The organism is Candidatus Sororendozoicomonas aggregata (assembly GCF_031528575.1).
GTDB lineage: Bacteria > Pseudomonadota > Gammaproteobacteria > Pseudomonadales > Endozoicomonadaceae > Endonucleibacter > Endonucleibacter aggregata.
In genome coordinates this window covers 1-7,492 of the sequence record NZ_JAVLSP010000128.1, presented here as the reverse complement: position 1 = coordinate 7,492, position 7,492 = coordinate 1, and the positions used below count along the sequence as shown (strand labels likewise).

Here is a 7,492-nt window from a genome sequence, read left to right as displayed (position 1 = left end):
TAAAGCTTCATAGTGAAGCTGTTTTACGTTGAAACACTCGGTTTTTGTAGTCGGGAAAACCGTATTTCTGACGACTCCCCGGAATCCATTAAGAGCCAAAGACAATTGGTATTAGACATTGCCGGATAAGCTGGATAAATTTGTGGGTGTCCTGTTCTTTTTTGTTCTTTTTCTGTTCTTTTTTCCAGAGCTGGGCTTAAACTGATGAAATGAAGGCGTGGGATTGACAGGGCCGATGCTAAGTATCAACAGCCGAATGAGCAACGCATATTGCTGATGCTGAAGGGCAAGCGGATAGCTGAAGTCATCAGCCCCCTCGTCGCTGCTTATTTGCCAAAGATATCGATGTTTTCAGCATCCCAGGCGTAATTGATCCAGTAATCTTCGATTTCTTCGCCCACAAAGAAATGCTTGATATGTTCTGGCAGTTGGCCCTTCTTCTCTTTCTTCTTGTTATGAACGACAAAAACAGAAAACTCAGCGCCAGGGTGGCTCTCAAACAGGTGCTGCAAGGTAAACTCAAGTGTTGTTCTTTCGTCGTCTACTTCATCAATCACCAGCACTTTTTTGCCCATCAGGTCGATGTTTGTCTCCAGCCATTGTAACTTGACAGGCTCGTTGGCAGGTTTTGAGCCACTCTCATCACTGTAACGTGACAGAGAGACAGTCAAGATAGGACGGTTGATATAGGTCCGCATGATACGTGCAGGAATCAGGCCGCCACCGCCAATTGCCAGCAGGTAGTCAGGCTCGTAATTATGTTCAGCAATGGCTATTGCGGTATTACGAATGGTGTTATGAATAGTGTCGTAGGTGAAGTTGTAGTGTGGCATGTTGGACATAAGAAGATTGCATCGGGTCATTTGAAGGAAATCCTGCGGATTCTATGGAAGTGATTGCCGTTGTGCAATAGAGAAAAGCGCTGTAAACAGCATGAACGCATTGGCTGCTTATCTTCTAAGGGCGAATCTGCTCTATGGCTATTCCTGTCAAAGCCCTGGCCCTTCTGTCCTGATGGGTTTCTGTCTTCATGAATAAAAATTCAGGTGCTTGACGGCATCTTTATATAAATATATTTTTATATAAATTAATTTTTATTGGTTTGCGCTATGAGTTGCTGCACTGAAACAAAATCCAGTGGCTATCAACAACAAGCCACTGTAATGACTCAATCAGGTCAAATCAGCAAGAACTTCATTCGTTTTCAATGGCGCGTTCAGGGGATGGATTGTCCCAGTTGCGCCAGCAAAATTGAGAATGCTGTTAAAACCCTTGAAGGGGTGATCAGTGTCCGGGTGGCCTTTGCTACTGAACGGCTTATTGTTTTGGCGGACAAACAGACCAACGTGAAAATCGCCGTAATACAAGCAGTAAAAAAAGCAGGTTTTACATTGGCGGGTACAGCCAAAAACCAGGCTGATACAAAACAAGAGGGAATGCCTCAGGGTGTTTTTGCCCGTTTTGGCAACTTGTTGGCTTTTACCATGATGGTGTTGATGGCTGTCATTGCCAGCAAGGTGACACCGGCATACAGCAGCTTTTTATTTACCCTCGCCACCTTATGGGGAATGATTCCCATCGCTCGAAAAGCATCAGGCTTAATCCGCGCAGGCTCACCATTTGCTATTGAAACCCTTATGGTTATTGCCGCAACTGGCGCCTTGGTATTGGGTGAAACGGCTGAAGCCGCCATGGTGTTATTGTTGTTTATGGTGGGAGAGCATCTTGAAGCCTTTGCGGCAGGGCGGGCACGTCAGGGTGTGCAAAAGCTCATGGCTCTGACACCCGACACTGCCCTGAAAATCAATGCTGATGGTAGCCAGAATGAAGTGTTAGCTGAATCGCTCTTGCCCGGCGATGTGATTGAAGTGTGGCCTGGTCAACGGTTAGCCGTGGACGCCAGCTTGTCAGGCCGTACCGCAAGCTTTGATGAAAGTGCCCTTACGGGTGAATCTGTGCCTGTTGAGCATGAGCAAGGCAGTCGGGTGTTGGCAGGTGCGCTGCTGGTGGATAAGGTGTCTCGCTTTATCGTGTTGTCAAAGCCCGGTGAAAATGCGGTTGACCGTATTATTCGTTTGATTGAAGAAGCCGAACAAAGCAAAGCGCCAATCGAACGGTTTATTGATCGCTTCAGCCGGTGGTACACCCCGGCAATGATCATTCTTGCCGCGCTGATAGCCGTTGTACCTCCTTTGCTGATGGGGCAGAGCTGGAATGCGTGGGTATATAAGGCACTGGCATTATTGTTAATCAGTTGCCCCTGTGCATTGGTGATATCGACACCCGCTGCGGTGACCTCAGCATTGGCCGCTGCTTCTCGTCGCGGCGCGCTGGTAAAAGGGGGGGCAGCCCTGGAGCAATTAGGGCGCGTAACCCATATGGCTTTTGATAAAACCGGCACACTGACGGAAGGAAAGCCAATAGTCACAGGTGTTTATGCTTTCTCTGGTGATGAGGCTTTTGTTATCACCAGGGCAGCAGCTGTGGAAACCGGCTCAACCCACCCTTTGGCCGGGGCTATTATTGATTTTGCCAATGAGCGGCAGGTGGTGATTCCAACAGCCAGTCACAGGGAAACAATGACGGGGCTGGGGGTAAAAGGTGACGTTATGGGGCAATCCGTTGTTGTTGGTACCCCTCGCCACCTGATGGAGGCAGTAAAAACGGTGAGCGGTGCTGAAGCGATCCTGACCGGGTTTGAGCAGGAAGGGTGTTCCATCGCTGTAATAACTGTGGATGGTGAGTTGACCGGACTCATTGCGTTAAAAGACACCCTGAGAAAGGGGGGAAAGCAAAGTATTGATCAGCTCAATGCTATGGGTATTAAAAGTATCATGCTCAGCGGTGATAACCCCTTGGCGGTAGCAGCCATTGCCGGTGAGCTTGATATGGACTATCGCGCTGGACTCATGCCGGAAGAGAAATCATCTGCCATTATGAGTTTGACCAGGCAGGGATCGGTGGTTGCTATGGTCGGCGACGGTATTAACGATGCGCCGGCGTTAAAACTGGCCGATGTAGGCATTGCCATGGGCGAAGGCTCTGATGTTGCGTTAGAAACAGCTGACTGTGCGCTGACCCATAATCGACTGGAAGAGTTACCCGGATTAATCAGCCTGTCAAAGGCGACACTGTTTACTATTCGTCAGAACGTTACTTTTGCTATTGGCCTGAAGGCTCTTTTTTTAGTGACATCGTTGTTGGGCTATACGGGACTATGGGTTGCTATCCTTGCTGACACGGGTGCTACGGCAATCGTCACCGCCAATGCACTGAGGTTACTGCGCCATAAAGGGTAAAAAAACGTCTGTTACTTGCTGGCCCCATGGGGTCAATCACCATTTAAGTCATTTCATCAAGCGCCAGGGTTTTGAGATAAAGAAACCGTTGGCGCACCTTATTTTGTCGTTTATTTCTGCGTCATACCTTTTTGAAAGCATAATTTTAAAGCAAAATCCCGACCAGTTTGAGCAAGAAAGTTGTTCCATCACTATAATAGCTGTGAGTGTCTGGCTGATGTTGGTTTTTCATGGTGTTTGTATCTGCCGTGGCCTGCCAGATAGAAGGTATTTTTTAACTATCCAGGCTGCAAGCTTAATAAAGGAGGCTCCCTCGTTGTTATGCGAAGCCTAGGAGCCTGACCGAAAATAGCGCCCTTAGCGAGGATTGCGAGAAATTAAGGATAAAAATGTCTGTTTCTGAGGAGAATAGCGGGGCCATTTGATGAAGAAGCAGGAATTTTTAGACCAATTTATCGCAACCGCAGTAGCGTAGTCTATTCTCGGACAGGCTCCTGGTTCATGCGAGGTGGTGTTTAAACAAAGTACGTCGTAGTCGTAGCAGGTTAAAAGACTTCTGGGGAAATAGGGTTATTACTGTAAACAGATTCACAGGAGGGCTTATGTTGAGGTCAAACGAATCGATTTACCCCAGAGGGACTAAAATTAGACCTATAACCACCAAAGAAAACGTTGGAAGCAGTTTTCTTGACCACAAAAAGACTTTTAACCTCGATTTTTATCAGTTAGACGACAATACAGCACTTTATTACCTGTCAGGCCATCAAGAATCAGGTAAGTATAATGTCTGTGCTTGTATCTCTGTCCGCCTCCATTCCCCAGAAGCGGATAATATATCAGAGCCTGCTCAGATCACGGTATCACAGCCTCGCTATACGATTTTAAACATAGGTATTTCCATGAAATTTAAAGGATTTTTTCTGGATCAACTGCTCCTTTTTCTAGTCGTCGTCAAAACGTGCAGTGAACAACACCATCGCATTTATGTTGACCACCCTGCTCTTTCAGCGACGGAATTCTTTATCAACCTGGGGTTTGTGCCAGACCAGTCAACAGCAAGCATAGATACTTCGAGCTATTGGAGTAACGAAAATTTCAAAATAGAACGGGGATTTTTTGCATTTTTGTACAAGAGAAGAGATCGTTATCGTCAGAATTTGCTTCATCATATAGCGGCATTTCAGGAATTACATACACCCACAGGGACGGAAAGACACCAGTGTAATTGGTTTTGTGACAGCAGTAGGTTATATGGGCATCTTCGCGCTAAAGTTAAAAAAATATTTGAATTTTATCCGCCTTCGTGAGTTCGATGGCTTACATCGTCATCGGGATGAAAGCATAATTCTAGAGCAAAATCCTGACCAGTTTGAGCAAGAAAGTTATTCCATCACTATAATAGCCGTGGGTGTCTGGCTGATGTTGGTTTTTCATGGTGTTTGTACCTGCCGGAGCCTGCCAGATAGAAGGTATTTTTTAACTATCCAGGCTGCAAGCTTAATAAAGGAGGCTCCCTCGTTGCTATGTGAAGCCTGGTTCATGATGCGAGGTGGTGTTTAAACAAAGTACGTCGTAGCAGGTTAAAAAGACTTCTGGGGAAATAGGGTTATTACTGTAAACAGATTCACAGGAGGGCTTATGTTGAGGTCAAACGAATCGATTTACCCCAGAGGGACTAAAATTAGACCTTTAACCACCAAAGAAAACGTTGGAAACGACTTTCTTGAAGACAATAAGACGTTTGACCTCAATTTTTATCAGTTAGACGACAATGCAGTACTTTATTACCTGTCAGGCCTTCGAGAGTCAGGTGTGTATAATGTCTGTGGTTGTATCTCTGTTTGCCTCCAGTCCCCAGAAGCCGATGATATATCAGAGATTGCTGAGATCGATGCATCAAAGCTTCGCTTTACAATTTTAAACATAGGTATTTCCAGGAGATTTAAAGGATTTTTTTTGGACAAACTGCTCCTTTTTCTAGTTGTCGTCAAAACATGCAGTGAACAATACCCTTGTATTTATGTTGACCACCCTGCTCTTTCAGCTATAGATTTCTTTATCGAGCTGGGCTTTGCGCCAGACCAGTCAACGGCAAGCACCGATGCCTCGAGCTATTGGAGTAACGAAAATTTCAAAATAGATCGGGAATGGTTTGCATTTTTGTTCGAGGAAGAAGATCGCCATCGCGATATATTGCTTCAGCATATAACAGCGTTTCAGAAATTACATACACCCACAGGGGCAGAAAGACATCATTGTGACTGGTTTTGTGACAGCAGTAGGTTATATGGGCATCTTCGCGCTAAAGTTAAAAAAATATTTGAATTTTATCCGCCTTCGTGAGTTCGATGGCTTACATCGTCATCGGGAGTTCTTGCGCTAACTGATCAATATCTATGTGAGGTTTTAGTGAACGTCTGTCACTTTCGGACATCATGGGGTCAACCCTCTTTTGCGTCATTTCATTAAGCGTCAGACATTTCCACATTTCCACATTTCCACATAAGGAAGTGCTTCAGGCGCTTTCTTCTGTTGTTTATTTTTGTACCATACCTTTTTGAAAGAACGATCTGACCGGTCTGAGCAGAAAGGTAGCTCCATCGCTGTAATAACTGTGGGTATCTAGCCCGGATATTTCATAAACATGCTCCTGGCCTTGCTTGCTCCTTGTGGCTCTAAGGGAGTTTTGCTCAGTCGAACGTACTCCCCGGTACGGCGCTCCTTCGCAAAATCCCTTAGAGCCGCAAGGTTCCGCGCAATTCTCAGGGCAGTTTATGAAATATCCGGGCTAGCTGGCGAGACTCATCGCGTCAAAAAACACCCTGAAAGAGATGATGACAGACCATTGATCGACTGAATACGGTGAGAAATAGCAGTATAATGCTCAGCAGCGGTAGCAACCCTTTGGCGGCGTCGCTAAAACAGGCTTATGTTGCTATTTTATGGGGCTGGTCTCTGGAGGAGCCTGCTATATAAAAGACATTTTTTAACTATCCAGGCTGCAAGCTTAATAAAAGGAAGCTCCCTTGCTGTGGAGTCTGGTTCGTGCAAGGTGGTGCTTAAACAAAGTACGTCATAGCAGTAAAAAAGACGCCAGGGGAAAGAAACTCAGTGGTTGCTACCGCGTACAGTCACAGGAGGGCTTATGCTGAGGTCAAACGAATTGATTTATCCCAGAGGTACCAGAATTAGACCTTTAACCACCAAAGAAAACGTTGGAAACGACTTTCTTGAAGATAACAAGGCTTTTGATCTCAATTTTTACCAATTAGACAACAATACAGTCCTTTATTACCTTTCAGGCGCCCATAAGTCAGGCCTTTATAATGTCTGCGCTTGTATCTCTGTTCGCTTTCAGTCCCCGGAAGCAGCCGATATATCAGCGCCTGCTCATATCAATGCATCAAATCCTCGCTATACCATTTTGAACATAGGTATTTGCCAAGACTTTAAAGAATTTTTTCTGGATCAATTGCTTCTTTTTCTGGCTGTCGTCAAAACGTGCAGTGAACAACACCATCGCATTTATGTTGACCACCCTGCTCTTTCAGCGATGAATTTCTTTATCGACCTGGGGTTTGTGCCAGACCAGTCAACGGCAAGCACAGATACCACAAAGTATTGGAGTAACGAAGATCACAAAATAAAACGGGGATTTTTGGCATTTTTGTACGAGGGCGCAGATCGTTATCGTCAGAAGTTGCTTCATCGTATAGCGGCATTTCAGAAATTACATACACCCACAGGGGCAGAAAGACATCATTGTGACTGGTTTTGTGATAGCAGCAGGTTATATGGGCATCTTCGCGCTAAAATTAAAAAAATATTTGTTTTTTATCCGCCTTAACGTGAGTTCGATGGCTTACATCGTCATTGGGAGTGGGAGTTCTTGCGCTAACTGATCAATATCTATGTGAGGTTTTGGCGAACGTCTGTTGCTTTCGGGCATCATGGGGTCAACCCTCTTGTGCGTCATTTCATTAAGCGTCAGGTGCTTCCTTTTGTGGTTTATTTCTGTACTATACCTTTTTGAAAGAACGATCTGACCGGTCTGAGCAGAAAGGTAGCTCCATCGCCGTAATAACTATGGGTATCTAGCCCGGATATTTCATAAACATGCTCCTGGCCTTGCTTGCTCCTTGCGGCTCTAAGGGAGTTTTGCTCAGTCGACCGTACTCCCCGGTACGGCGCTC

The 7,492-nt window shown here is 45.6% G+C and carries 5 protein-coding genes; 4 read left to right on the top strand and 1 reads right to left on the bottom strand.

Annotated elements, in window-relative coordinates; translation table 11 throughout:
• Positions 1 to 326 precede the first annotated feature (326 nt).
• Complete coding sequence (locus V4C51_RS16420) at positions 327 to 863, bottom strand: phosphoribosyltransferase (RefSeq protein ID WP_330927261.1); 537 nt, start codon at positions 861 to 863, stop codon at positions 327 to 329.
• 246 nt (positions 864 to 1,109) lie between these two features.
• Here V4C51_RS16420 and V4C51_RS16415 point away from each other — a divergent pair, with 246 nt between their 5' ends.
• The 4 genes from V4C51_RS16415 (at position 1,110) to V4C51_RS16400 (ending at position 7,146) form a co-directional block, all read left to right on the top strand.
• Complete coding sequence (locus tag V4C51_RS16415; RefSeq protein WP_330927260.1) at positions 1,110 to 3,299, top strand: heavy metal translocating P-type ATPase; 2,190 nt, start codon at positions 1,110 to 1,112, stop codon at positions 3,297 to 3,299.
• A 602-nt stretch (positions 3,300 to 3,901) separates the two neighbouring features.
• Positions 3,902 to 4,606 carry a hypothetical protein gene (locus V4C51_RS16410; protein WP_330927259.1) on the top strand — a complete coding sequence of 235 codons (705 nt, stop codon included), beginning with the start codon at positions 3,902 to 3,904 and terminating at the stop codon, positions 4,604 to 4,606.
• 331 nt (positions 4,607 to 4,937) lie between these two features.
• Positions 4,938 to 5,642, top strand: a complete 705-nt coding sequence (locus V4C51_RS16405) for a hypothetical protein (RefSeq protein WP_330927258.1) — start codon at positions 4,938 to 4,940, stop codon at positions 5,640 to 5,642.
• 802 nt (positions 5,643 to 6,444) lie between these two features.
• Entirely contained in the window at positions 6,445 to 7,146 is a 702-nt protein-coding gene (locus V4C51_RS16400; RefSeq protein WP_330927257.1) for a hypothetical protein, read from the top strand.
• Positions 7,147 to 7,492: the final 346 nt, after the last annotated feature.

Bases quoted from the DNA above. Each gene is read 5' to 3' on its own strand.
- V4C51_RS16405 (WP_330927258.1), top strand. From the start codon at position 4,938: ATGTTGAGGTCAAACGAATCGATTTACCCCAGAGGGACTAAAATTAGA.
- V4C51_RS16410 (WP_330927259.1), top strand. From the start codon at position 3,902: ATGTTGAGGTCAAACGAATCGATTTACCCCAGAGGGACTAAAATTAGA.
- V4C51_RS16400 (WP_330927257.1), top strand. From the start codon at position 6,445: ATGCTGAGGTCAAACGAATTGATTTATCCCAGAGGTACCAGAATTAGA.
- V4C51_RS16420 (WP_330927261.1), bottom strand. From the start codon at position 863: ATGACCCGATGCAATCTTCTTATGTCCAACATGCCACACTACAACTTC.
- V4C51_RS16415 (WP_330927260.1), top strand. From the start codon at position 1,110: ATGAGTTGCTGCACTGAAACAAAATCCAGTGGCTATCAACAACAAGCC.